Here is a 21,450-nt window from a genome sequence, read left to right as displayed (position 1 = left end):
GCATGGAACGAACTCTGTTACTGAAGAATGCTGAATGCGTGGTCTGCATGGATGCCGACCGGCGGGAAATACGGAACGCCAGTATTCTGATTAAAGGAAATCAGATCGTTGCGGTCGGGGAAGCAGGATCGTTACCCGATAGCGCAGATGAGATTATCGATCTGCGGGGACACATTATTATACCTGGCCTGATTAATACGCATCATCACATGTATCAGAGCCTGACCCGGGCTATTCCTGCGGTACAAAACGGCGAACTGTTCAACTGGCTTACCCATCTCTACCCACTATGGCAGAATCTGACACCTGAGATGATTCATATCTCAACGCAGATTTCGATGGCCGAGTTAATGCTCTCCGGTTGTACCACCACCAGTGACCATCTCTATGTCTACCCTAACGGCTGTAAGCTTGACGACAGCATTGAGGCTGCAGCGTTAATGGGCATGCGTTTCCATGCCAGCCGGGGCAGCATGAGCGTCGGTAAATCCCTGGGTGGCCTGCCGCCTGATTCGCTGGTTGAGAATGAAGCCGCCATCCTCAGGGACACGCAGCGTGTGATTGAGTGCTATCACGATGACAGCCACGGCTCGATGTTACGCATCGTGGTGGCACCATGTTCACCGTTCTCGGTCAGTCGTGAGCTGATGAAGCAGTCCGCTGCACTGGCACGCAGCTTCAACGTCTCGATGCATACTCATCTGGCGGAGAACGACAGCGATATCCGCTATAGCCGCGAGAAATTCAACATGACGCCAGCGCAGTACGTTGAGGACCTCGGCTGGGTAGGGCCGGATGTCTGGCATGCACACTGCGTAAAACTGGATCAGCATGGTATGGAGCTCTTTGCACGTACCGGAACCGGCGTCGCACACTGCCCCTGTTCAAACATGCGTCTCGGTTCGGGTATTGCACCGATACGCCACATGTGTGATGCCGGTGTCCATGTCGGTATGGGCGTGGATGGGTCAGCCTCCAATGACAGCTCAGACATGATGGCAGAGGTACGTCAGGCGATGCTGTTGCAACGCGTGGGTTTCGGCCCGGATGCGATGACGGCACGTCAGGCTCTGGAGCTGGCGACGCTGGGTGGAGCAAAAGTGCTGAATCGCGACGACGTGGGCGCCATTGCACCGGGCATGATGGCTGACTTGGCGATCTTTGACCTGAATCGCATTGGTCTTGCCGGGGCAGGGCACGATCCTGTCGCCGCCCTGGTGTTCTGTAATCCGGGGCAGGTCGCTTACAGCATCATCAACGGAAAAGTCAGGGTGCGTGACGGACAACTGGCCGGAATTGAACTGCCAGCCGTGCTGCATCAGCATAACCAACTGGCCAGAAAACTGGTTAGTTGAGTCAGAAGGGCACTTTATTAGGGAGGCGACGAAAAATAAGGCAGATTACATTTGCTACTGTTCGCACTATTCCCTAGAATACGCCCTCCCTGTCATCAGGGAAAATCAGCGGCTCGATTGAGAGCCGTTTATTTTTTCTACCCATCTGTGAGAACCGGTGTTACAATGCCGCGCCCTCAATTATGGGGCTTTCTAACGACCTGAGGTTTAGGTCCCGAAGTAGTAGTTGACATTAGCGGAGCACTAAAATGATCCAAGAACAGACTATGCTGAACGTCGCCGACAACTCCGGTGCACGTCGCGTAATGTGTATCAAGGTTCTGGGTGGCTCGCACCGTCGCTACGCAGGCGTCGGTGACATCATCAAAGTTACCATCAAGGAAGCAATTCCTCGTGGTAAAGTCAAAAAAGGTGATGTCCTGAAGGCGGTAGTGGTGCGCACCAGGAAGGGTGTTCGTCGCCCGGACGGTTCTGTCATTCGCTTCGATGGTAATGCATGCGTTATTCTGAACAATAACAGTGAGCAGCCTATCGGTACGCGTATTTTTGGGCCGGTAACTCGTGAACTTCGTACTGAAAAGTTCATGAAAATTATCTCTCTGGCACCAGAAGTACTCTAAGGAGCGAACAATGGCAGCTAAAATCCGTCGTAACGACGAAGTTATCGTGTTAACCGGTAAAGATAAAGGTAAGCGCGGTAAAGTTAAGAATGTCCTGTCTTCTGGTAAGGTCATCGTTGAAGGTATCAACCTGGTTAAAAAACATCAGAAGCCGGTTCCGGCCCTGAACCAACCAGGCGGCATCGTTGAAAAAGAAGCTGCTATTCAGGTTTCTAACGTTGCACTGTTCAACGCGGCAACTGGTAAGGCTGACCGTGTAGGCTTTAGATTCGAAGACGGCAAAAAAGTCCGTTTCTTCAAGTCTAACAGCGAAACTATCAAGTAATTTGGAGTAGTACGATGGCGAAACTGCATGATTACTACAAAGACGAAGTAGTCCAGAAACTCATGACAGAGTTTGGCTACAATTCTGTCATGCAAGTCCCTCGGGTCGAGAAGATCACCCTGAACATGGGTGTTGGTGAAGCGATCGCTGACAAGAAACTGCTGGATAACGCAGCAGCTGACCTGGCAGCAATCTCCGGTCAAAAACCGCTGGTCACCAAAGCACGCAAATCAGTTGCAGGCTTCAAAATCCGTCAGGGCTATCCGATCGGCTGTAAAGTAACTCTGCGTGGCGAGCGCATGTGGGAGTTCTTTGAGCGTCTGGTCACCATTGCAGTTCCACGTATCCGTGACTTCCGTGGCTTGTCCGCTAAGTCATTCGATGGTCGTGGCAACTACAGCATGGGTGTACGTGAGCAGATCATCTTCCCAGAAATCGACTACGACAAAGTCGATCGCGTTCGTGGTTTGGATATCACCATTACCACTACTGCGAAATCTGATGATGAAGGCCGTGCTCTGCTGGCTGCCTTTGACTTCCCGTTCCGTAAGTAAGGTAGGGTTACTTAATGGCTAAGCAATCTATGAAAGCGCGCGAAGTTAAGCGTGCAAAATTAGCAGACAAATTCTTCGCTAAACGCGCTGAACTGAAAGCGATCATCTCTGATGTGAACGCTTCCGACGAAGACCGTTGGGATGCTGTTCTGAAGCTGCAGAGTCTGCCGCGTGATTCCAGCCCTTCACGTCAGCGTAACCGCTGCCGTCAAACAGGTCGTCCGCACGGTTTCCTGCGGAAGTTTGGGTTGAGCCGTATCAAGGTCCGCGAAGCCGCCATGCGCGGTGAAATTCCGGGTCTGAAAAAGGCTAGCTGGTAATTGTCACCAATTGAATCACGGGAGTAACACAGATGAGCATGCAAGATCCGATCGCGGATATGCTGACCCGTATCCGTAACGGTCAGGCCGCGAACAAAGTTGCGGTCACCATGCCTTCCTCCAAGCTGAAATTGGCAATTGCCAACGTTCTGAAGGAAGAAGGATATATTGAAGATTTCAAAATCGAAGGCGACATCAAGCTGGAACTGGAACTTACTCTCAAGTATTTCCAGGGAAAAGCTGTTGTAGAAAGCATTCAGCGAGTAAGCCGTCCTGGCCTGCGCATCTATAAGAAAAAAGATGAGCTGCCAAAGGTAATGGCTGGTATGGGCATCGCTGTAGTTTCTACATCTAAAGGTGTCATGACTGATCGTGCAGCGCGCCAGGCAGGTCTTGGTGGCGAAATTATCTGCTACGTAGCGTAATCGGAGGATACATATGTCTCGTGTTGCTAAAGCACCTGTCGTTGTTCCTGCCGGCGTAGAGGTAAAACTCGACGGTCAGGTAATTTCGATTAAAGGTAAAAACGGCGAGCTGACTCGTACTATCAATGATGCTGTTGAAGTTAAGCATGCTGACAACGCTCTGACTTTCGCTCCGCGCGAAGGTTTCGTTGACGGCTGGGCGCAGGCGGGTACTTCTCGCGCGCTGCTGAACGCAATGGTTATCGGTGTTACCGAAGGCTTCACTAAGAAGCTGCAGCTGGTTGGTGTAGGTTATCGTGCAGCCGTTAAAGGCGACGTGGTAAACCTGTCTCTGGGCTTTTCTCATCCAGTCGATCACCAGCTGCCCGCGGGTATCACTGCAGAATGTCCAACTCAGACTGAGATCGTGCTGAAAGGCGCTGATAAACAGCTGATTGGTCAGGTTGCTGCGGACCTGCGCGCCTACCGTCGTCCTGAGCCTTATAAAGGCAAGGGTGTCCGTTACGCCGACGAAGTCGTGCGTACCAAAGAGGCTAAGAAGAAGTAAGGTAACACTATGGATAAGAAATCTGCTCGTATCCGTCGTGCGACCCGTGCACGTCGCAAGCTCAAAGAGCTGGGTGCTACTCGCCTGGTGGTACATCGTACCCCGCGTCATATTTACGCACAGGTAATCGCCCCGAACGGTTCCGAAGTTCTGGTCGCTGCTTCTACTGTAGAAAAAGCTATCACTGAACAACTGAAGTATACCGGTAATAAAGAAGCCGCAGCTGCAGTAGGTAAAGCTATCGCAGAACGCGCAATCGAAAAAGGCATCACTGGTGTTTCTTTCGACCGTTCCGGTTTCCAATATCATGGTCGCGTCCAGGCACTGGCAGATGCTGCCCGTGAAGCTGGCCTTCAGTTCTAAGGTAGAGGTCTAAGATGGCACACATCGAGAAACAAGCTGGCGAACTGCAGGAAAAACTGATCGCGGTAAACCGTGTTTCTAAAACTGTTAAAGGTGGTCGTATCTTCTCCTTCACAGCACTGACTGTGGTAGGTGATGGTAATGGTCGCGTAGGTTTTGGTTACGGTAAAGCGCGTGAAGTTCCAGCAGCGATCCAGAAAGCGATGGAGAAAGCCCGTCGCAACATGGTTAACGTCGCGCTGACCAACGGCACCCTGCAGCACCCTGTTAAAGGTGCACACACGGGTTCCCGCGTGTTCATGCAGCCGGCTTCAGAAGGTACCGGTATCATCGCCGGTGGTGCAATGCGCGCCGTTCTGGAAGTCGCTGGAGTTCATAACGTACTGGCAAAAGCCTATGGTTCTACTAACCCGATTAACGTGGTTCGTGCAACTATCGACGGCCTGGGCAATATGAAATCTCCGGAAATGGTCGCTGCTAAGCGTGGTAAATCCGTTGAAGAAATTCTGGGGTAATCACGATGGCTAAGACTATTAAAATCACTCAAACCCGTAGTTCAATCGGCCGCTTGCCTAAGCATAAAGCCACTCTGGTTGGCCTGGGTCTGCGTCGTATTGGCCACACCGTTGAGCGTGAAGACACGCCTGCAGTACGCGGTATGGTTAACGCGGTTTCCTATATGGTTAAAGTGGAGGAGTAAGAGATGCGTTTAAATACTCTGTCTCCGGCCGAAGGGTCTAAGCACGCTACCAAGCGTCTGGGTCGTGGTATCGGTTCTGGCCTCGGAAAAACCGGTGGTCGTGGTCACAAAGGTCAGAACTCACGTTCTGGCGGTGGCGTACGTCGCGGTTTCGAAGGTGGTCAGATGCCTCTGTACCGTCGTCTGCCGAAGTTCGGTTTCACCTCTCGCAAAGCAATGATCACCACAGAGATTCGTCTGTCTGATCTGGCGAAAGTTGAAGGCGGTATCGTCGACCTGAACGCGCTGAAAGCAGCCAACATTGTCGGTGTTCAGATTGAATTCGTTAAAGTAATTCTGTCTGGTGAAGTATCTACACCGGTAACGGTTCGCGGCCTGCGTGTCACCAAAGGTGCTCGTGCTGCAATCGAAGCTGCTGGCGGTAAAATCGAGGAATAAGTAGCAGATGGCTAAACAACCGGGATTAGATTTTCAAAGTGCCAAAGGCGGCTTTGGTGAGCTGAAACGCAGACTGCTGTTTGTAATCGGCGCACTCATTGTCTTCCGTATTGGCTCTTTTATTCCAATCCCTGGTATTGATGCCACTGTACTTGCCAAACTGCTTGAGCAACAGCGTGGCACCATCATTGAAATGTTTAACATGTTCTCTGGTGGTGCTCTCAGCCGTGCTTCTATTTTCGCACTGGGTATCATGCCGTATATTTCGGCATCGATTATCATCCAGTTATTAACGGTGGTTCATCCAGCGTTAGCGGAAATTAAGAAAGAAGGGGAGGCTGGCCGTCGTAAGATTAGCCAGTACACCCGATACGGTACGTTGGTATTGGCCATATTTCAGTCGATCGGTATTGCTACCGGTCTGCCGAATATGCCAGGGATGCAAGGCCTGGTCATGAATCCAGGCTTTGCTTTCTACTTTACCGCTGTTGTGAGTCTGGTCTCAGGAACGATGTTCCTGATGTGGCTGGGCGAACAGATTACTGAGCGTGGTATCGGTAACGGTATTTCGATCATTATCTTCGCAGGTATTGTTGCGGGTCTTCCGCCGGCCATTGGCCATACCATCGAGCAAGCGCGGCAAGGCGACCTGCACTTCCTTCTGTTGCTGTTGGTTGCAGTACTCGTATTCGCAGTGACCTTCTTTGTTATCTTCGTTGAACGTGGTCAGCGCCGCATTGTGGTGAACTACGCAAAACGTCAGCAGGGTCGTCGCGTTTACGCTGCACAGAGCACACATTTACCGTTGAAAGTGAATATGGCGGGCGTTATTCCAGCCATCTTTGCTTCCAGCATTATTCTGTTCCCGGCAACGATTGCATCGTGGTTTGGGGGCGGTACCGGTTGGAACTGGCTGACAACAATTTCGCTGTATTTGCAGCCAGGACAGCCGCTTTATGTGCTACTCTATGCGACTGCAATCATCTTCTTCTGTTTCTTCTATACGGCGTTGGTTTTCAACCCACGTGAAACAGCAGATAACCTGAAGAAGTCTGGTGCATTCGTACCGGGAATTCGTCCGGGAGAGCAAACGGCGAAGTATATTGATAAAGTAATGACGCGACTGACCTTAATCGGCGCGCTGTATATTACTTTTATCTGCCTTATCCCGGAGTTCATGCGTGATGCGATGAAGGTTCCCTTCTACTTTGGCGGTACTTCACTGCTCATCGTAGTTGTCGTCATCATGGACTTTATGGCTCAAGTGCAAACTCTGATGATGTCCAGTCAGTATGAGTCGGCACTGAAGAAAGCTAACCTGAAAGGCTACGGCCGTTAATTCAGTTGGTTGAGAAGTTACGGAGAGTAAAAATGAAAGTTCGTGCTTCCGTCAAGAGATTATGTCGTAACTGCAAAATCATTCGTCGCGACGGTGTCGTACGTGTGATCTGCAGCGCCGAGCCAAAGCATAAACAGCGCCAAGGCTGATTTTGTCACATATTTTTCTTGCAAAGTCGGGTTGAGCTGGCTAGATTAGCCAGCCAATCTTTTGTATGTCAGTACGTTTCCATTTGAGTATCCTGAAAACGGGCTTTTCAGCATGGGACGTGCTTGTTTAATTATAGGAGTGCATAGTGGCCCGTATAGCAGGCATTAACATTCCTGATCAAAAACATACCGTTATCGCATTAACTTCGATCTTCGGTATCGGTAAAACCCGTTCAAAAGCCATCTGCGCTTCAACGGGTATTGCTGAAAATGTTAAGATCAGTGAGCTGTCTGAAGAACAAATTGATCAGCTGCGTGATGCAGTTGCGAAATTCGTTGTAGAAGGTGATCTGCGCCGTGAAATCACCCTGAGCATCAAGCGTCTTATGGACCTTGGTTGCTACCGTGGTTTGCGCCATCGTCGTGGTCTTCCGGTTCGCGGTCAGCGTACTAAGACCAACGCACGTACCCGTAAGGGTCCGCGTAAACCGATCAAGAAATAATCGGGGTGAGTAAATAATGGCAAAGGCACCAGTTCGTGCACGCAAGCGTGTAAGAAAACAAGTCTCAGATGGCGTGGCTCATGTCCATGCTTCTTTTAACAACACCATCGTTACCATTACTGATCGTCAGGGTAACGCACTGGGTTGGGCAACCGCCGGTGGTTCCGGTTTCCGCGGTTCACGTAAATCCACTCCGTTTGCTGCTCAGGTCGCTGCAGAGCGCTGTGCAGAAGCGGTAAAAGATTACGGAATTAAGAACCTGGAAGTTATGGTAAAGGGTCCGGGTCCAGGTCGCGAATCTACGATTCGTGCTTTGAACGCCGCTGGTTTCCGCATCACTAATATTACTGATGTGACTCCGATCCCTCATAACGGTTGTCGTCCGCCGAAAAAACGTCGCGTATAACGCCCGTTTTTTTAGGATAGTTGGAGAAAGAAAATGGCAAGATATTTGGGTCCTAAGCTCAAGCTGAGCCGTCGTGAGGGCACTGACTTATTCCTTAAGTCTGGCGTTCGCGCGATTGATTCCAAGTGTAAGATTGAACAAGCCCCTGGTCAGCATGGTGCGCGTAAACCGCGTCTGTCTGATTACGGCGGTCAGTTACGTGAAAAGCAGAAAGTGCGTCGTATCTACGGCGTGCTGGAGCGTCAGTTCCGTAACTATTACAAAGAAGCAGCTCGTCTGAAAGGCAACACCGGTGAAAACCTGTTGGCTCTGCTGGAAGGTCGTCTGGACAACGTAGTTTATCGTATGGGCTTTGGTGCCACTCGTGCAGAAGCACGTCAGCTGGTGAGCCATAAGTCTGTTCTGGTAAATGGCCGCGTTGTTAACATCGCTTCTTATCAGGTATCTCCGAATGATGTCGTTAGCATCCGTGAGAAAGCCAAAAAGCAATCTCGCGTGAAGGCCGCTCTGGAGCTGGCTGAGCAGCGTGAAAAGCCAACCTGGCTGGAAGTTGATGCGACTAAGATGGAAGGTGTGTTCAAGCGTATTCCTGAACGTACTGATCTGTCTGCGGACATTAACGAACACCTGATCGTCGAGCTTTACTCCAAGTAAGGCTTAGTACCAAAGAGAGGACACAATGCAGGGTTCTGTGACAGAGTTTCTAAAACCGCGCCTGGTAGATATCGAGCAAGTGAGTTCGACGCACGCCAAGGTGACCCTTGAGCCTTTAGAGCGTGGCTTTGGCCATACTCTTGGTAACGCACTGCGCCGTATTCTGCTTTCATCCATGCCGGGTTGCGCGGTGACCGAGGTTGAAATTGATGGTGTACTTCATGAGTACAGCACCAAAGAGGGCGTACAGGAAGATATCCTGGAAATCCTGCTCAACCTGAAAGGGCTGGCGGTAAGAGTTCAGGGTAAAGATGAAGTTATTCTGACCTTGAATAAATCTGGCATTGGCCCTGTGACTGCAGCCGACATTACCCATGATGGTGATGTCGAAATCGTCAAGCCTCAGCATGTCATTTGCCATCTGACCGATGAGAACGCTGCTATCAGCATGCGTATCAAAGTTCAGCGTGGACGTGGCTATGTGCCGGCTTCTGCCCGAATTCATTCGGAAGAAGATGAGCGCCCAATCGGCCGCCTGTTAGTTGACGCTTGCTACAGCCCTGTAGACCGTATCGCCTACAATGTTGAAGCAGCGCGTGTAGAGCAGCGCACCGACCTGGACAAGCTGGTCATCGAAATGGAAACCAACGGCACAATCGATCCTGAAGAGGCGATTCGTCGTGCGGCAACCATTCTGGCAGAACAACTTGAAGCTTTCGTTGACTTACGTGATGTACGTCAGCCGGAAGTTAAAGAAGAGAAACCAGAATTCGATCCGATCCTGCTGCGCCCTGTTGACGATCTGGAATTGACTGTCCGCTCTGCTAACTGCCTTAAGGCAGAAGCTATCCACTACATCGGTGATCTGGTACAGCGTACCGAGGTTGAGCTGCTTAAAACGCCTAACCTTGGTAAAAAATCTCTTACTGAGATTAAAGATGTGCTGGCTTCGCGTGGTCTTTCTCTGGGCATGCGCCTCGAGAACTGGCCGCCAGCAAGCATTGCTGATGAATAATCAGATCACAGGTTAAGGTTTCACTGAGAAGGATAAGGTCATGCGCCATCGTAAGAGTGGTCGTCAACTGAACCGCAACAGCAGCCATCGTCAGGCTATGTTCCGCAACATGGCCGGTTCACTGGTTCGTCATGAGATCATCAAAACGACTCTGCCGAAAGCCAAAGAACTGCGTCGCGTAGTTGAGCCGCTGATTACTCTTGCCAAGACCGACAGCGTAGCTAATCGTCGTCTGGCATTCGCCCGTACTCGTGATAACGAGATCGTGGCAAAACTGTTTAATGAGCTGGGCCCGCGTTTCGCGAGCCGTGCCGGTGGTTACACTCGTATTCTGAAGTGTGGCTTCCGTGCTGGTGACAACGCTCCGATGGCTTACATCGAGCTGGTTGATCGTCCAGAAGCTCAAGCAGAAGCAGCCGCAGAGTAATCTGTAGCAACGTAAAAAACCCGCTTCGGCGGGTTTTTTATTGCCTGAAATTTACTACCTTAGAAAGATGTCTTTCATGTTCAAAGGAGCCGATTATGTGGCTGGTTGATGAACTTGCGGAACAGCATATTAAGGCAGCGCTGGAAAAGGGTGAGCTTAGCAATCTTCCGGGCTCTGGAAAGCCATTACAGCTGGATGATGACAGCCATGTTCCTCCTGAATTAAGAGCGGGCTACCGGCTACTGAAAAACGCGGGCTTTCTGCCGCCGGAGCTGGAGTTAAGACGGGAGGCGATGGAAGTGAACGATCTTATTCGCCAGCTCGATCCCGCGGATCATCACTATCAGGATCATTGTCATCGGCTTCAGTTGCTGGCGCTGCGATTACGCCAGGCGGGTATGAGCACGGATTTTCTGCATGGCGATTATTCGACAGCCCTTCAGAATCACTTCAGCGAGGAGGAGTAGATGTTTCGCATCGGACAGTTAGCTAAGCTTGCTGACGTCACGCCAGACACCATCCGTTTTTATGAAAAACAGCAGATGATGGATCATGACGGTCGTACGGAAGGGGGGTTTCGCCTATATACCGAGGCCGATCTTCAGCGTCTGAAATTTATCCGCTACGGTCGTAAACTCGGGTTTAGCCTTGAAGCCATCAGAGAGCTACTTTCCATCCGGGTCGATCCTGCGCATCATACCTGTCAGGAATCAAAAGCGATCGTTGAAAAACGGCTAAGTGAAGTGGCTCAGATGATCGCAGAATTAGAAACGATGCAGCGCTCTTTGCGACACCTCTCGGATGCGTGTTGTGGTGACAGTCACAGTAGCATTTCGTGCTCAATTCTTGAGGCGCTGGAGCGTGGAGAGGCGTTGAGTAAATAAGCATCTTGTTATTTTGCTGCAAAGGAATAGAGTATCTGACCATCTCAACAGGAGGCTTTATGAGTAAATATCAGCATACTAAAGGGCAAATTCGCGATAACGCGATTCAGGCACTGCTGCACGACCCGTTATTTCGACAACGTATTGAGCAGAAGCAAAAGGGTAAAGGCAGTTTTAAGCGGAAAGAGAAACATGGTAAGGGGACTGGATGGGAGGGCAGTGATAAGAAAGCGTCTTATCACTGCCCTTCTGCTTTTACAGTAAAAAACCGCCTTCGTGGCGGCTTATTCACTATACCCGGGTATTCTGCTGTTTCAGCAGATCGCGGATTTCGGTCAGTAAGACTTCTTCGTTAGACGGTTTAGCGGCTGGCTTCTCCACTTCTTTTTTCTTGTACAGACGATTCATCAACTTAATCGCTATAAAGATCGCGAAAGCGATAATGACGAAATCAAAGATGGTCTGAAGGAAGATACCGTACTGCATAACAACAGCTGGCGCATCGCCTGTTGCGGGCTTAAGAACCCATGCGAATGATTTGAAATCGACTCCGCCGATCAGCAAGCCTAATGGTGGCATGATGATATTAGCGACTAATGATGAAACGATTTTACCGAATGCTGCACCGATGATGACACCCACGGCTAAATCCATTACATTGCCGCGCATTGCGAAATCACGAAACTCTTTGATTAAACTCATACTTATCTCCTTGCCTAAGCCAACGCCATAAAGTCTAACAAACCTCACTGTTTTTGCCATCAACGCAGCCATTTAAGCGGCAGTTTTGCATGCAGCATGCTGAGTTAGCCCGTAAAAGCGGCATTTACAGGAAAAACGGACTCGGCTGGAAGAGGCGTTCCACATCTGATACGAATTTCTTATCGGTCAGGAACATGATGACATGATCGCCTTGTTCAATACGCAGGTTATCATTGGCAATCATCACATCATCACCACGAACGACGGCGCCAATAATGGTCCCTGGCGGCAGTTTGATGTCATCAATCGAACGACCCACAACGCGTGACGTCGACTCGTCACCATGCGCTATCGCTTCGATCGCCTCTGCAATACCGCGTCGTAACGATGAAACGCCCACGATATCCGCTTTGCGCACATGACCCAGCAGAGCAGAGATCGTGGCTTGCTGAGGGGAAATAGCGATATCGATGACGCTGCCCTGGACCAGATCGACGTAAGCGCGGCGCTGAATCAGTACCATCACTTTTTTCGCACCCATCTTTTTCGCCAGCATGGCTGACATGATGTTCGCTTCATCATCGTTGGTGACGGCGATAAACAGATCGACCTGCTCAACGTGCTCTTCAGCGAGCAGCTCCTGATCGGACGCATCGCCATAAAACACCACGGTGTCATGCAGATGTTCTGCAAGTTCCGCTGCGCGCTGGGGATTCCGCTCAATCAGCTTAACGCTGTAGTGTTTCTCAAGTCGCTGCGCCAGACCGAAACCGATGTTGCCGCCACCGACCAGCATAATCCGTTTATAAGGTTTCTCCAGCCGCTGCATTTCACTCATCACCGCACGAATATTCTGACTGGCAGCGATGAAGAACACTTCATCACCTGCTTCTACAATGGTTGAACCCTGCGGACGAATAGGACGATCCTGCCGGAATATAGCGGCTACGCGTGTATCGATGTGTGGCATGTGCTCACGCATGATCGAGAGCGGATTTCCTACCAGCGGCCCGCCATAATAGGCTTTTACCACTGCCAGACTGACTTTTCCCTCAGCAAAGTTAACCACCTGCAATGCGCCAGGATACTGAATCAGCCGGTAGATATTGTCGATTACCAGCTGCTCAGGTGAGATCAGATGATCAATAGGCACTGCTTCAGGTATAAACAACTTGTCTGCATCGCGCAAATAGTCGGCCGCGCGGATACGGGCGATGCGATTCGGGGTATTGAAAAGCGAATAAGCAATCTGGCAAGCGATCATGTTGGTTTCATCCGAGTTGGTTACGGCAACCAGCATGTCGGCATCTTCCGCACCCGCCTCACGCAGAATTCGCGGATGGGAACCATGGCCCTGAACAACGCGCAAATCGAACTTATCCTGCAGATGACGCAGACGTGAAGAATCGGTATCGACCACCGTAATGTCGTTGTTTTCACCGACCAGATTTTCTGCCAGGGTTCCGCCAACCTGTCCTGCACCCAGAATGATTATTTTCATCGCTTATCAATACTCATCTCAGTTTGTACCCGATTTCTTTATCAGCTTAGCGTAGAAGAAACCATCTCCGCCTTCGGCCTGCGGGAATACCTGCAAGCCGTTCGCCGGCGCACCCCTGAGGGATTCTGCCTGAGCATCGTGCTGGCGTTGCAGGAAAGCCTCAATCTGCTGATGATTCTCTTCAGGCAGGATCGAGCAGGTGGCATAAATCAGCGTACCGCCTGGTTTCAGGTGCGGCCAGATGGCGTCAAGAATTTCACTCTGAAGCTTTGCCAGCTCGGCGATATCGCGATCGCGACGCAGCCATTTAATATCAGGATGGCGTCGGATTACACCGGTCGCAGAGCAGGGCGCATCCAGCAGAATACGGTCAAACTGACGATCACCGCACCACTGTTGCGGCGTTCGTCCATCACCCTGTTTAACGTCTGCTTTCATGCCCAACCGCTGCAGATTTTCCTCAACACGTTTAAGGCGCTGCGCATCTACGTCGACGGCCATCACTTCTGCTTCCGGCGCAATTTCAAGAATGTGGGTCGTTTTACCGCCAGGCGCCGCGCATAAATCCAGAATCTGTTCGCCATTTTGCGGTTCAAGCAGCAAAGCACAGCGCTGAGCGGATAAATCCTGCACGGTCACCCAACCCTGATCAAAGCCGGGTAGCTGGCTGACCGGGGCAGGCGCGTCAAGCCGCAGCGCATCCGGTACGTCGTCAGCGGGTTGTGCATTTCTGTCGATTTCGACCAGCATGGCCAGCCATGCGTCACGATTGTGGTGCTGGCGGTTAACCCGCAGCCACATCGGCGGACGAAGATTATTGGCTTCGACGATCTGCTGCCACTGTTCAGGCCAGGCATGCTGTAACCGCTTTAGCAGCCATCCCGGATGAAGATAACGCTGTGGACCATCCTGAATGCTGGCAAGCAGCTCTTCCCGCTGGCGCTGAAACTGGCGTAATACACCATTTAACAAGCCTTTCAGGCTGGTACGCTTCAGGACTTCGGCGCCCGCGACGGTTTCTGCCAGTGCGGCATGGGCAGGCACACGGGTATATTCCAGCTGATAAAGCCCGACCATGATCAGATAGTGCAGAACCCGCTGTTTGCCGGTCAGTGGACGCTCCATCAGTCTGCCGATCAGCGCTTCAAGCTGCGGCAATGTGCGCAATACGCCAAAACAGATTTCCTGCACTAACGCGCTATCTTTGTCAGAGAGTTTTTTCTGGGCGGCCGGCAGTGCGGTATTCAGGGATTCGCCTTTGTCGACCACACGCTCAATAAGTTGAGCGGAAAGGCTTCGCAGGTTGATAGATTTAGTCATAGGGTTTTGTCATCAAACAAAAGGCCCGGTGAGTGACCGGGCCTGGGAGTCAGTCGAGAAGGGTTCCAGGTTCAAACCATTCCCGGCGCGAGTTGAGAAGATCCTGAGCCGACATCGGTTTTTTACCGGCAGGCTGTAACTGCAGCAGATTCAGTACACCCTGAGCCGTCGCGACCTGTATGCCATGCTTATCCGCACTGATAATTTCACCCGGCGAACGATCGCTGTGCGGCAGAACGCTTGCCTGCCAGACTTTTACGGGTTGATCATCAATGGTGAAAAAGCTCATCGGCCACGGGTTAAACGCGCGAATACAACGTTCAAGCTGGTCTGCAGAGAGGGTCCAGTCGAGACGTGCTTCCTCTTTGCTAAGTTTCTCAGCATAGTTGGCCAGTGTTTCATCCTGCTTTTCAGGTGAAGCCTGTCCTGTGCTCAGTAACGTCAGCGTATCCAGCAGCCCCTGTGGACCAAGCTGTGCCAGCTTGTCATAGAGCGTTGCACTGGTATCTTCAGCGGTAATCGGGCAAGCCAGCTTATGCAGCATATCGCCGGTGTCTAACCCCACGTCCATCTGCATGATGGTCACGCCGGTTTCGCTGTCGCCAGCCCACAGTGCGCGCTGAATAGGCGCGGCTCCACGCCAGCGCGGCAGCAGCGAACCATGAACGTTGATACAGCCGAGACGTGGCATATCCAGTACGGCCTTTGGCAGAATTAATCCGTAGGCCACAACGACCATCACGTCTGCCTTCAGATCAGCGACCAGCTGCTGATTTTCTTCAGGTCGCAGTGACTTAGGCTGATAAACCGGAATGTCATGTGCCAGCGCCAGCGTTTTGACCGGGCCCGGCGTGAGTTTGTTACCGCGGCCCGCAGGACGGTCGGGTTGTGTGAATACGCCGATAACCTGATGTTCAGAAGCAAGCAGCGCGTCAAGATGACGCGCTGCGAAGTCAGGTGTGCCGGCAAAGATGATTTTTAGCGGGGCAGACACGTTTATCCCTTCTTAAGATCTCAGGAAGCCTGCGCGTTCTGACGCGCCAGTTTCTCTAACTTAGTTTTGATTCGTTGCCGCTTCAGAGGCGACAGATAATCAATAAACAGTTTGCCTTCCAGATGATCAATCTCATGCTGGATGCAGATGGCCAGTAACTCGCTGGCTTCCAGCTCGAAACTTTTACCATCACGATCAAGTGCGCGAACCTTTACCCGCTCAGCACGTGGAACAAACGCGCGCTGTTCCGGAATAGAGAGGCAACCCTCTTCAATACCGGTTTCGCCGCTTTTTTCCAGCAGCTCAGGGTTAATCAGGACTAAACGCTCTTCACGACTTTCAGAGACATCAATCACGATAATGCGCTGATGAATATCGACCTGCGTAGCCGCAAGACCGATACCTTCTTCGGCATACATCGTCTCGAACATATCATCAACGATACGCTGAATGTCTGCGTTAACTTCTTTAACGGGCGCAGCGACTTTGCGAAGACGCTCGTCAGGGAAATGTAATACCTGCAAAACTGACATAAATATCCAGATCTGTATTCGGTTAAGAAAAGATTACTGCCTCATATTGTAGACTTTTCGAGGCCTGATTGACAGCATTGTGCGGCAGGAAGCAAGGGCGATCAGGGAGCAAGAGATGGACAAAACAGGGCAGTATGTGCGGCTGGCGGCCGTCACCGGAATGACAGGAAAACGCTGGGTTGACGTGGCGCAGCAGACAGGTGCCGGACTGGCAGACGATGAGCAGCTTATCCGGCTTGGGTTAGATGCCAGCCAGCGACAGCAATATTATGAATTTAATGAAAAAAATATTGAGGAAGTCTTTTCCTGGCTGGCGCAGAGTCCGGCTCATCATCTGATTACCGCTCTGGATGCAGCTTATCCAGCCCGTCTTAAAGAAACCAATCGCTTTCCGCCGCTGCTTTATATTGATGGCGATCCTGCTGTTATCAGTACACCACAGTTAGCAATTGTAGGAAGCCGGAACAGCTCTCACTATGGCCGTTACTGGTGTGACTGGTTTACCCAGCATTTAAGCCTGGGCGGATTGACCATCACTAGCGGACTGGCGCGGGGTATTGATGGCGTTGCGCATCAGGCCGCACTTAACGTGGGCGGTAAAACGGTGGCGGTGTTAGGAAGCGGGTTGCAGCATCTTTATCCCAAAAACCATACCCGTCTTGCCGCAGAGATTGTCGGGCAGGGCGGTGCTATCGTTTCTGAGTTTCCACTGACCACCATACCGCATCCCCTTAATTTTCCACGCCGTAATCGTATCATTAGCGGCCTGAGCCACGGTGTGCTGGTGGTAGAAGCCTCGCTGAAAAGTGGCTCACTGGTGACGGCCCGCTATGCGCTGGAGCAAAATCGTAATGTCTATGCCTTACCTGGCGCGCTCGGTAACCCGTTAAGCGAAGGCGTAAACTGGCTGATTCAGCAGGGCGCGCTGCTGGTGGCTCATCCCAATAACATCGCAGAAGATCTGGCAAATGCACTTAACTGGCTACCTGTGGCTCAGGCGGATGAAATTTATTCTGAGGTGAGGGACGATGCTCCATTGCCATTTGCTGATGTGTTGGCTAACGTAGGAGATGATGTTACACCTGTTGACGTTGTCGCTGAACGTGCCGGCCAATCTGTGCCAGTTATCTCAGCTCAGTTGCTGGAACTGGAGTTAGCAGGATGGATCGCAGCTGTACCCGGCGGCTATGTCCGATTGAGGAGGGCATGCCATGTTCGACGTACTGATGTACTTGTTTGAGACATATATCCACAACGAAGCAGAAATGGGTGTTGATCAGGACAGATTGACAGATGACCTGACGGATGCCGGGTTCCATCGTGAAGATGTTTACAGTGCGCTGAACTGGTTAGAAAGACTGGCTGACTATCAGGAAGGTCTGGTAGAACCAATTTTACTGACAAATGATCCGCTCTCCATGCGTATTTATACCGATGAAGAGAGCAAACGTTTAGATGCTGACAGCCGTGGTTTCCTGCTGTTCCTGGAGCAGATTCAGGTGCTGAACCTGGAAACCCGTGAAATGGTCATCGAACGTATCATGGCGCTGGATACCTCTGAGTTTGATTTGGAGGATCTCAAATGGGTAGTGCTGATGGTGTTGTTCAACATCCCGGGATGTGAAAATGCCTATCAGCAGATGGAAGAACTGCTATTCGACGCCAATGAAGGTATGCTGCATTAAATTTCCTTTCATGCATTGATCGCTATGAGTAAAGCTGCACTCTTCACCGTGCGTAAACAGGATCCCTGCCCCGCTTGCGGGGCAGAACTGGTTATCCGTTCCGGTAAACACGGTCCTTTTCTGGGCTGCGCGAACTACCCGGCTTGTGACTACATTCGACCTTTAAAAGGTCAGGCCGATGGCCATGTGGTCAAAGTGCTGGAAGGACACGCCTGTCCTGAATGCGGTGCGGATAAAGTGTTGCGGCAGGGACGTTTTGGTATGTTTATCGGCTGCAGCCTCTATCCGGAATGCGGATACACAGAAACCATCGATAAACCGGATGAAACCTCGCTGGCCTGTCCACAGTGCCATGAAGGCCGGTTAGTTCAGCGGCGTTCCCGTTATGGCAAAACGTTTCACTCCTGCGATCGTTATCCGGCCTGCCAGTTTGTCGTCAATCTGACACCCGTTGCCGGAATCTGTCCTTATTGTGAGTATCCGCTGTTAGTTGAGAAAAAGACGGCGCAGGGCGTTAAGCGCTTCTGCGCCAGTAAGAGTTGTGGCAAAGCCATCGCTGAAGAGAATTCATAGACCATGGAAAATCAACACCTCGCCGATTCACTTGAGACCTGTTTAGAGCATCTGAATCGTCAGGCAGTCATCGCCTATCCTACGGAAGCCGTATTTGGTCTGGGCTGTGACCCTGACAGTGAATCTGCCGTTATGGCGTTGCTGGCGCTGAAACAGCGCCCGATAGAGAAGGGGCTCATCCTGATTGCGGCTGATTACAGTCAGCTAGAACCTTACATCTCGGCGCGCGAACTTTCTGTAGTCCAGCGAGAGCGGATGTTTGCCTGCTGGCCCGGCCCGGTGACTTTTGTCGTGCCTGTGCCGCCACAGACGCCTCGCTGGCTTACCGGACAGTTTGATTCACTGGCCATTCGCGTCAGTGACCATCCGGATGTTCAGGCGCTATGTCGGGCGTTTGGCAAACCGCTGGTTTCGACCAGCGCAAACCTGTCAGGCCAGCCTCCCTGCCGTACGGCTGAAGAAGTGAAGCAGCAGTTTGGTGAGCCGTTCCCGGTTCTGTCGGGGAAAACGGGTGGACGACTCAATCCTTCTGAAATCCGCGATGTCATCAGCGGCGAACTCATACGTCAGGGTTAATTCATGGATCACTTCGCCGTTTTCGGTAATCCGATCAGCCACAGTAAATCGCCGCTGATCCATCAGGCTTTCGCTGAGCAGACGGGCATTGAACATCGCTATGGTCGCATCTGTGCCCCGGTTGATGGTTTTCCTCAATCGCTTTCTGCCTTTTTCGAACAGGGAGGTCGTGGTGCCAACGTGACGTTACCCTTCAAACAGCAGGCATGGGAATTTGCCGATCAGCTCAGCGAACGTGCAGCTCTGTCCGGTGCGGTAAACACCGTTAAAAAGCTCAGTGATGGGCAGATCCTGGGAGACAACACGGATGGTATCGGCCTGTTAAGCGATCTTGAACGGCTGAATATGATCAATGCTGGCGACAATGTCTTGCTGGTAGGAGCGGGCGGGGCCGCACGCGGTGTTATTCTGCCGCTGCTTTCAGCAGGCGTGACACTGACCGTCGTCAATCGTACCGCCGTGCGCGCTGAAGAGCTGGCGAACCTGTTTAGCGCGAGCGGGGCTATCCGGGCATCTGGTTTTGAGCAGCTGGCGGATCAACGCTTTGATCTGATCATCAACGCCACTTCAAGTGGTGTGAATGGAGAAACGCCTCCTTTACCTGCAGAGGTCATCCATTCTGAAGTGCGCTGCTACGACATGTTTTACCAAAGCGGGCTGACGCCTTTTTTACGCTGGTGTCAGGCGCACGGAAGTGATCATCTGGCCGATGGACTGGGGATGCTGGTGGGTCAGGCTGCGCATGCTTTCTACATATGGCACGGTGTGATGCCGGAAATCACGCCCGTGATTGCTCAGCTTAAGCAGGCCATGCAGCCATGAATCAGGCGATACAGTTCCCGGATGAGGAAACCTATGACGCTGAACTGAACGCGGTCTGTTTTCCAGTACTGGTCAACGGCATGCGGCTGAATTGTGCAATCAGCCGCGATTCGCTGAATTCACGTTTTGGTGAAGGAGAGGCGATGGCGCTGTTTCAGCACCATCGCTGGGATCTGGAAGATGAGGCCGAGGCGGCCATTCGTCAGGATGATGTAGATAATCAGGGCTGGATCTGGTTATCTCCCGCCAGATAATCATCCTTCCAGCCAACATAGTTATTAGCGGAATAGCGTAAACCTTCCTTTTCACTGTCATTCAGCGGCCTGACCTGCTTTACCGGGCTACCCAGGTAGAGATAGCCACTCTCAAGCCTTTTACCCGGCGGCACCAGACTTCCGGCACCAATCATTACCTCTTCTTCTACTATTACGCCATCCAGCAGAATCGATCCCATTCCGACCAGCACGCGATCGCCAATGGTACAGCCGTGTAGCATCGCTTTATGCCCGACGGTGACGTCCTCGCCGATAATAAGAGGGAAGCCCTGGGGGTTGGCGGCTGATTTATGCGTGACGTGCAGAACACTGCCGTCCTGCACGTTAGTACGGGCACCAATGCGGACCTGATTCACATCACCTCTTATCGCAACCAGCGGCCAGATGCTAACGTCATCCTCCATAATCACATCACCGACGACAACACTGCTTGGATCGACCATAACGCGCTGGCCCGTTTGCGGGAAAAGATCTTTATAGGGACGTAGGGCGGAAGTCATCTTGTTCTCCTTTGTTCTATTTTCACTGCAGCCTGATGCCATTTTAGCCAGCTGACAAGCCAATTCTGAAGCGGATCGCTGGCGATCTCACCAATCTGGATCATTTATAACCGTTCAGATAAAAGATCCTAAAAAAGGGTTGTGCTCTCAAACGGGATCCCTATAATGCGCCTCCATCAACACGGAACACCGGCAACGGGAAACGGGCTGAGAGGCACAGGAGACTGCGCCGCCGGAGAAAAACTTCTGAGAAAGAGGTTGACTCTGCAGGAGGAAAGCGTAATATACGCCACCTCGCGACAGGACGCTAACGCACTGTTCGCACTGCTCTTTAACAATTTATCAGACAATCTGTGTGGGCACTCGCAGGATTGATATCAGCGTCTTAGGACGCAACAAAATATCAAAGCCTCACGAGTGAACACATAATGAAATTCATTATGACGTTTTACAGATGAGCACCGCTTAACTTGTTTAAGCAAATCAAACTTAAATTGAAGAGTTTGATCATGGCTCAGATTGAACGCTGGCGGCAGGCCTAACACATGCAAGTCGGACGGTAGCACAGAGAGCTTGCTCTTGGGTGACGAGTGGCGGACGGGTGAGTAATGTCTGGGGATCTGCCCGATAGAGGGGGATAACCACTGGAAACGGTGGCTAATACCGCATAACGTCGCAAGACCAAAGAGGGGGACCTTCGGGCCTCTCACTATCGGATGAACCCAGATGGGATTAGCTAGTAGGCGGGGTAATGGCCCACCTAGGCGACGATCCCTAGCTGGTCTGAGAGGATGACCAGCCACACTGGAACTGAGACACGGTCCAGACTCCTACGGGAGGCAGCAGTGGGGAATATTGCACAATGGGCGCAAGCCTGATGCAGCCATGCCGCGTGTATGAAGAAGGCCTTCGGGTTGTAAAGTACTTTCAGCGGGGAGGAAGGCG

Annotated in this window: 33 protein-coding genes and 1 rRNA gene; 28 read left to right on the top strand and 6 right to left on the bottom strand. The window is 51.6% G+C overall.

The window, feature by feature from the left end; translation table 11 throughout:
- Positions 1 to 2 precede the first annotated feature (2 nt).
- The 21 genes from IBT54_RS10800 to IBT54_RS10700 all read left to right on the top strand — a co-directional run bounded on the left by IBT54_RS10800 (position 3) and on the right by IBT54_RS10700 (position 11,380).
- On the top strand, positions 3 to 1,355 hold the full coding sequence (locus IBT54_RS10800) for an 8-oxoguanine deaminase (protein ID WP_201252152.1): 1,353 nt from the start codon (positions 3 to 5) through the stop codon (positions 1,353 to 1,355).
- A gap of 248 nt (positions 1,356 to 1,603) precedes the next feature.
- A complete protein-coding gene (gene rplN / locus IBT54_RS10795; RefSeq protein WP_006120590.1) occupies positions 1,604 to 1,975 on the top strand; it encodes a 50S ribosomal protein L14 in 372 nt (123 codons plus the stop codon).
- A 10-nt stretch (positions 1,976 to 1,985) separates the two neighbouring features.
- Entirely contained in the window at positions 1,986 to 2,300 is a 315-nt protein-coding gene (rplX, locus tag IBT54_RS10790) for a 50S ribosomal protein L24 (protein WP_003850150.1), read from the top strand.
- A gap of 14 nt (positions 2,301 to 2,314) precedes the next feature.
- Entirely contained in the window at positions 2,315 to 2,854 is a 540-nt protein-coding gene (gene rplE / locus IBT54_RS10785; protein WP_003850155.1) for a 50S ribosomal protein L5, read from the top strand.
- 14 nt (positions 2,855 to 2,868) lie between these two features.
- A complete protein-coding gene (gene rpsN / locus IBT54_RS10780) occupies positions 2,869 to 3,174 on the top strand; it encodes a 30S ribosomal protein S14 (protein WP_008927132.1) in 306 nt (101 codons plus the stop codon).
- A gap of 32 nt (positions 3,175 to 3,206) precedes the next feature.
- The gene (rpsH, locus tag IBT54_RS10775; protein ID WP_003850158.1) at positions 3,207 to 3,599 is read left to right on the top strand and encodes a 30S ribosomal protein S8; all 393 of its coding nucleotides are present in this window, start codon (positions 3,207 to 3,209) and stop codon (positions 3,597 to 3,599) included.
- Between the two features lie 13 nt (positions 3,600 to 3,612).
- Entirely contained in the window at positions 3,613 to 4,146 is a 534-nt protein-coding gene (rplF, locus tag IBT54_RS10770; protein WP_013359237.1) for a 50S ribosomal protein L6, read from the top strand.
- Positions 4,147 to 4,155: 9 nt separating this feature from the next.
- Positions 4,156 to 4,509, top strand: a complete 354-nt coding sequence (rplR, locus tag IBT54_RS10765; RefSeq protein WP_003850163.1) for a 50S ribosomal protein L18 — start codon at positions 4,156 to 4,158, stop codon at positions 4,507 to 4,509.
- Positions 4,510 to 4,523: 14 nt separating this feature from the next.
- Positions 4,524 to 5,024, top strand: a complete 501-nt coding sequence (gene rpsE, locus IBT54_RS10760; protein ID WP_003850164.1) for a 30S ribosomal protein S5 — start codon at positions 4,524 to 4,526, stop codon at positions 5,022 to 5,024.
- A 5-nt stretch (positions 5,025 to 5,029) separates the two neighbouring features.
- Complete coding sequence (rpmD, locus tag IBT54_RS10755) at positions 5,030 to 5,209, top strand: 50S ribosomal protein L30 (RefSeq protein WP_003850166.1); 180 nt, start codon at positions 5,030 to 5,032, stop codon at positions 5,207 to 5,209.
- Between the two features lie 3 nt (positions 5,210 to 5,212).
- Entirely contained in the window at positions 5,213 to 5,647 is a 435-nt protein-coding gene (gene rplO / locus IBT54_RS10750) for a 50S ribosomal protein L15 (protein ID WP_003850168.1), read from the top strand.
- 7 nt (positions 5,648 to 5,654) lie between these two features.
- Entirely contained in the window at positions 5,655 to 6,986 is a 1,332-nt protein-coding gene (secY, locus tag IBT54_RS10745) for a preprotein translocase subunit SecY (RefSeq protein ID WP_003850175.1), read from the top strand.
- Positions 6,987 to 7,018: 32 nt separating this feature from the next.
- A complete protein-coding gene (gene rpmJ / locus IBT54_RS10740; RefSeq protein WP_010252805.1) occupies positions 7,019 to 7,135 on the top strand; it encodes a 50S ribosomal protein L36 in 117 nt (38 codons plus the stop codon).
- A 146-nt stretch (positions 7,136 to 7,281) separates the two neighbouring features.
- Positions 7,282 to 7,638, top strand: coding sequence for a 30S ribosomal protein S13 (gene rpsM / locus IBT54_RS10735; RefSeq protein WP_003850176.1), 357 nt, complete (start codon positions 7,282 to 7,284; stop codon positions 7,636 to 7,638).
- 16 nt (positions 7,639 to 7,654) lie between these two features.
- Positions 7,655 to 8,044: a 30S ribosomal protein S11 gene (gene rpsK / locus IBT54_RS10730; RefSeq protein ID WP_004160563.1), complete on the top strand. Its 390-nt coding sequence runs from the start codon at positions 7,655 to 7,657 to the stop codon at positions 8,042 to 8,044.
- 33 nt (positions 8,045 to 8,077) lie between these two features.
- On the top strand, positions 8,078 to 8,698 hold the full coding sequence (rpsD, locus tag IBT54_RS10725) for a 30S ribosomal protein S4 (protein ID WP_008927131.1): 621 nt from the start codon (positions 8,078 to 8,080) through the stop codon (positions 8,696 to 8,698).
- A gap of 25 nt (positions 8,699 to 8,723) precedes the next feature.
- A complete protein-coding gene (gene rpoA / locus IBT54_RS10720) occupies positions 8,724 to 9,713 on the top strand; it encodes a DNA-directed RNA polymerase subunit alpha (RefSeq protein WP_003850179.1) in 990 nt (329 codons plus the stop codon).
- 40 nt (positions 9,714 to 9,753) lie between these two features.
- Complete coding sequence (gene rplQ / locus IBT54_RS10715; RefSeq protein WP_003850180.1) at positions 9,754 to 10,140, top strand: 50S ribosomal protein L17; 387 nt, start codon at positions 9,754 to 9,756, stop codon at positions 10,138 to 10,140.
- Positions 10,141 to 10,235: 95 nt separating this feature from the next.
- Positions 10,236 to 10,607, top strand: coding sequence for a DnaJ family domain-containing protein (locus tag IBT54_RS10710; protein WP_013359236.1), 372 nt, complete (start codon positions 10,236 to 10,238; stop codon positions 10,605 to 10,607).
- Positions 10,608 to 11,024: a Zn(2+)-responsive transcriptional regulator gene (zntR, locus tag IBT54_RS10705; protein ID WP_013359235.1), complete on the top strand. Its 417-nt coding sequence runs from the start codon at positions 10,608 to 10,610 to the stop codon at positions 11,022 to 11,024.
- 59 nt (positions 11,025 to 11,083) lie between these two features.
- Positions 11,084 to 11,380 carry an alternative ribosome-rescue factor A gene (locus IBT54_RS10700; RefSeq protein WP_071822199.1) on the top strand — a complete coding sequence of 99 codons (297 nt, stop codon included), beginning with the start codon at positions 11,084 to 11,086 and terminating at the stop codon, positions 11,378 to 11,380.
- Here the strand turns inward: IBT54_RS10700 and mscL are convergent.
- The 5 genes from mscL to def all read right to left on the bottom strand — a co-directional run bounded on the left by mscL (position 11,316) and on the right by def (position 16,074).
- Entirely contained in the window at positions 11,316 to 11,726 is a 411-nt protein-coding gene (gene mscL / locus IBT54_RS10695; RefSeq protein ID WP_201252151.1) for a large-conductance mechanosensitive channel protein MscL, read from the bottom strand. The genes IBT54_RS10700 and mscL overlap by 65 nt on opposite strands.
- 124 nt (positions 11,727 to 11,850) lie before the next feature.
- A complete protein-coding gene (gene trkA / locus IBT54_RS10690; RefSeq protein ID WP_013359233.1) occupies positions 11,851 to 13,227 on the bottom strand; it encodes a Trk system potassium transporter TrkA in 1,377 nt (458 codons plus the stop codon).
- Positions 13,228 to 13,245: 18 nt separating this feature from the next.
- The gene (gene rsmB / locus IBT54_RS10685; RefSeq protein WP_013359232.1) at positions 13,246 to 14,547 is read right to left on the bottom strand and encodes a 16S rRNA (cytosine(967)-C(5))-methyltransferase RsmB; all 1,302 of its coding nucleotides are present in this window, start codon (positions 14,545 to 14,547) and stop codon (positions 13,246 to 13,248) included.
- A 49-nt stretch (positions 14,548 to 14,596) separates the two neighbouring features.
- The gene (gene fmt / locus IBT54_RS10680; RefSeq protein ID WP_013359231.1) at positions 14,597 to 15,541 is read right to left on the bottom strand and encodes a methionyl-tRNA formyltransferase; all 945 of its coding nucleotides are present in this window, start codon (positions 15,539 to 15,541) and stop codon (positions 14,597 to 14,599) included.
- Between the two features lie 20 nt (positions 15,542 to 15,561).
- Positions 15,562 to 16,074 (bottom strand): peptide deformylase, encoded by a 513-nt coding sequence (gene def, locus IBT54_RS10675; RefSeq protein ID WP_013359230.1) that lies wholly within the window; start codon positions 16,072 to 16,074, stop codon positions 15,562 to 15,564.
- A gap of 115 nt (positions 16,075 to 16,189) precedes the next feature.
- On the opposite strand from def, the gene dprA reads away from it, so the two are divergent.
- Genes dprA through IBT54_RS10645 form a run of 6 tightly spaced genes read left to right on the top strand, consistent with a single transcriptional unit; the run spans position 16,190 to position 19,984 of the window.
- A complete protein-coding gene (dprA, locus tag IBT54_RS10670) occupies positions 16,190 to 17,314 on the top strand; it encodes a DNA-protecting protein DprA (RefSeq protein WP_013359229.1) in 1,125 nt (374 codons plus the stop codon).
- Positions 17,286 to 17,759, top strand: coding sequence for a DUF494 family protein Smg (smg, locus tag IBT54_RS10665; protein WP_013359228.1), 474 nt, complete (start codon positions 17,286 to 17,288; stop codon positions 17,757 to 17,759). Before dprA ends, smg begins: the two co-directional genes overlap by 29 nt.
- 24 nt (positions 17,760 to 17,783) lie before the next feature.
- Positions 17,784 to 18,332 (top strand): topoisomerase DNA-binding C4 zinc finger domain-containing protein, encoded by a 549-nt coding sequence (locus tag IBT54_RS10660; protein WP_033734101.1) that lies wholly within the window; start codon positions 17,784 to 17,786, stop codon positions 18,330 to 18,332.
- 3 nt (positions 18,333 to 18,335) lie between these two features.
- Positions 18,336 to 18,908: an L-threonylcarbamoyladenylate synthase type 1 TsaC gene (gene tsaC / locus IBT54_RS10655; RefSeq protein ID WP_201252150.1), complete on the top strand. Its 573-nt coding sequence runs from the start codon at positions 18,336 to 18,338 to the stop codon at positions 18,906 to 18,908.
- A gap of 3 nt (positions 18,909 to 18,911) precedes the next feature.
- A complete protein-coding gene (aroE, locus tag IBT54_RS10650; RefSeq protein ID WP_201252149.1) occupies positions 18,912 to 19,730 on the top strand; it encodes a shikimate dehydrogenase in 819 nt (272 codons plus the stop codon).
- Positions 19,727 to 19,984, top strand: a complete 258-nt coding sequence (locus IBT54_RS10645; RefSeq protein WP_201252148.1) for a DUF1488 domain-containing protein — start codon at positions 19,727 to 19,729, stop codon at positions 19,982 to 19,984. Before aroE ends, IBT54_RS10645 begins: the two co-directional genes overlap by 4 nt.
- Here the strand turns inward: IBT54_RS10645 and IBT54_RS10640 are convergent.
- Positions 19,951 to 20,505, bottom strand: coding sequence for a gamma carbonic anhydrase family protein (locus IBT54_RS10640; protein ID WP_013359223.1), 555 nt, complete (start codon positions 20,503 to 20,505; stop codon positions 19,951 to 19,953). The two genes, IBT54_RS10645 and IBT54_RS10640, sit on opposite strands and share 34 nt — an antisense overlap.
- A 491-nt stretch (positions 20,506 to 20,996) precedes the next feature.
- Here IBT54_RS10640 and IBT54_RS10635 point away from each other — a divergent pair.
- Positions 20,997 to 21,450: ribosomal RNA gene (locus tag IBT54_RS10635) — 16S ribosomal RNA — on the top strand; the annotation flags it as partial.

The organism is Pantoea sp. S62, from assembly GCF_016658625.1.
GTDB classification, from domain to species: Bacteria; Pseudomonadota; Gammaproteobacteria; order Enterobacterales; family Enterobacteriaceae; genus Pantoea; species Pantoea vagans.
Note: the sequence above shows the minus strand (reverse complement) of the source record. Positions and strands in the feature narration are given on the sequence as shown.

What these genes read in the sequence shown, in the direction of transcription:
- rpsK (WP_004160563.1), top strand. Translation starts at nt 7,655, where the DNA reads ATGGCAAAGGCACCAGTTCGTGCACGCAAGCGTGTAAGAAAACAAGTC.
- rpmJ (WP_010252805.1), top strand. Translation starts at nt 7,019, where the DNA reads ATGAAAGTTCGTGCTTCCGTCAAGAGATTATGTCGTAACTGCAAAATC.
- rplF (WP_013359237.1), top strand. Translation starts at nt 3,613, where the DNA reads ATGTCTCGTGTTGCTAAAGCACCTGTCGTTGTTCCTGCCGGCGTAGAG.
- rpmD (WP_003850166.1), top strand. Translation starts at nt 5,030, where the DNA reads ATGGCTAAGACTATTAAAATCACTCAAACCCGTAGTTCAATCGGCCGC.
- zntR (WP_013359235.1), top strand. Translation starts at nt 10,608, where the DNA reads ATGTTTCGCATCGGACAGTTAGCTAAGCTTGCTGACGTCACGCCAGAC.
- IBT54_RS10645 (WP_201252148.1), top strand. Translation starts at nt 19,727, where the DNA reads ATGAATCAGGCGATACAGTTCCCGGATGAGGAAACCTATGACGCTGAA.
- rplR (WP_003850163.1), top strand. Translation starts at nt 4,156, where the DNA reads ATGGATAAGAAATCTGCTCGTATCCGTCGTGCGACCCGTGCACGTCGC.
- rplE (WP_003850155.1), top strand. Translation starts at nt 2,315, where the DNA reads ATGGCGAAACTGCATGATTACTACAAAGACGAAGTAGTCCAGAAACTC.
- secY (WP_003850175.1), top strand. Translation starts at nt 5,655, where the DNA reads ATGGCTAAACAACCGGGATTAGATTTTCAAAGTGCCAAAGGCGGCTTT.
- tsaC (WP_201252150.1), top strand. Translation starts at nt 18,336, where the DNA reads ATGGAAAATCAACACCTCGCCGATTCACTTGAGACCTGTTTAGAGCAT.
- rpsD (WP_008927131.1), top strand. Translation starts at nt 8,078, where the DNA reads ATGGCAAGATATTTGGGTCCTAAGCTCAAGCTGAGCCGTCGTGAGGGC.
- rplX (WP_003850150.1), top strand. Translation starts at nt 1,986, where the DNA reads ATGGCAGCTAAAATCCGTCGTAACGACGAAGTTATCGTGTTAACCGGT.
- dprA (WP_013359229.1), top strand. Translation starts at nt 16,190, where the DNA reads ATGGACAAAACAGGGCAGTATGTGCGGCTGGCGGCCGTCACCGGAATG.
- rpsE (WP_003850164.1), top strand. Translation starts at nt 4,524, where the DNA reads ATGGCACACATCGAGAAACAAGCTGGCGAACTGCAGGAAAAACTGATC.
- smg (WP_013359228.1), top strand. Translation starts at nt 17,286, where the DNA reads ATGTTCGACGTACTGATGTACTTGTTTGAGACATATATCCACAACGAA.
- rplO (WP_003850168.1), top strand. Translation starts at nt 5,213, where the DNA reads ATGCGTTTAAATACTCTGTCTCCGGCCGAAGGGTCTAAGCACGCTACC.
- rplN (WP_006120590.1), top strand. Translation starts at nt 1,604, where the DNA reads ATGATCCAAGAACAGACTATGCTGAACGTCGCCGACAACTCCGGTGCA.
- def (WP_013359230.1), bottom strand. Translation starts at nt 16,074, where the DNA reads ATGTCAGTTTTGCAGGTATTACATTTCCCTGACGAGCGTCTTCGCAAA.
- rpsN (WP_008927132.1), top strand. Translation starts at nt 2,869, where the DNA reads ATGGCTAAGCAATCTATGAAAGCGCGCGAAGTTAAGCGTGCAAAATTA.
- aroE (WP_201252149.1), top strand. Translation starts at nt 18,912, where the DNA reads ATGGATCACTTCGCCGTTTTCGGTAATCCGATCAGCCACAGTAAATCG.
- IBT54_RS10710 (WP_013359236.1), top strand. Translation starts at nt 10,236, where the DNA reads ATGTGGCTGGTTGATGAACTTGCGGAACAGCATATTAAGGCAGCGCTG.
- rpsH (WP_003850158.1), top strand. Translation starts at nt 3,207, where the DNA reads ATGAGCATGCAAGATCCGATCGCGGATATGCTGACCCGTATCCGTAAC.
- mscL (WP_201252151.1), bottom strand. Translation starts at nt 11,726, where the DNA reads ATGAGTTTAATCAAAGAGTTTCGTGATTTCGCAATGCGCGGCAATGTA.
- IBT54_RS10640 (WP_013359223.1), bottom strand. Translation starts at nt 20,505, where the DNA reads ATGACTTCCGCCCTACGTCCCTATAAAGATCTTTTCCCGCAAACGGGC.
- rplQ (WP_003850180.1), top strand. Translation starts at nt 9,754, where the DNA reads ATGCGCCATCGTAAGAGTGGTCGTCAACTGAACCGCAACAGCAGCCAT.
- IBT54_RS10800 (WP_201252152.1), top strand. Translation starts at nt 3, where the DNA reads ATGGAACGAACTCTGTTACTGAAGAATGCTGAATGCGTGGTCTGCATG.
- IBT54_RS10660 (WP_033734101.1), top strand. Translation starts at nt 17,784, where the DNA reads ATGAGTAAAGCTGCACTCTTCACCGTGCGTAAACAGGATCCCTGCCCC.
- trkA (WP_013359233.1), bottom strand. Translation starts at nt 13,227, where the DNA reads ATGAAAATAATCATTCTGGGTGCAGGACAGGTTGGCGGAACCCTGGCA.
- IBT54_RS10700 (WP_071822199.1), top strand. Translation starts at nt 11,084, where the DNA reads ATGAGTAAATATCAGCATACTAAAGGGCAAATTCGCGATAACGCGATT.
- rsmB (WP_013359232.1), bottom strand. Translation starts at nt 14,547, where the DNA reads ATGACTAAATCTATCAACCTGCGAAGCCTTTCCGCTCAACTTATTGAG.
- rpoA (WP_003850179.1), top strand. Translation starts at nt 8,724, where the DNA reads ATGCAGGGTTCTGTGACAGAGTTTCTAAAACCGCGCCTGGTAGATATC.